Origin of the sequence: Micrococcus sp. GbtcB5 (genome assembly GCF_019091605.1) — a bacterium.
GTDB classification, from domain to species: Bacteria; Actinomycetota; Actinomycetes; order Actinomycetales; family Micrococcaceae; genus Micrococcus; species Micrococcus luteus.
This window is the reverse complement of record NZ_JAGXJK010000414.1, coordinates 1-240: the sequence shown is the minus strand read 5'-3', so window position 1 is coordinate 240 and position 240 is coordinate 1. Positions and strand designations below refer to the sequence as shown.

General features: G+C 68.3%; 1 pseudogene. It reads left to right on the top strand.

From position 1 onward, the window contains the following. A pseudogene (locus KVS67_RS12940) lies at positions 1 to 212 on the top strand (RNase J family beta-CASP ribonuclease); the annotation flags it as partial. Between the last annotated feature and the right edge of the window lie 28 nt (positions 213 to 240).

Sequence of the window (240 nt, the reverse complement as noted above, 5' to 3'; positions counted from 1 at the left end):
CCGGCGTCGACCTGATCCTGCCGGACTTCGCCTACATCCGGGACCGCGTGGACGACGTCGTCGGCATCGACCTGACTCACGGCCTCGAGGACCACATCGGCGCCGTGCCGTACCTGCTGCGCCTGCGCGTCGACATCCCCGTGATCGGCTCCAAGCTGACGCTGGCCCTGTTCGGGGCCAAGCTCGTGGAGCACCGGATCAAGCCGCGCACCCGCGCGGTCAAGTAAGACGACATCGTCG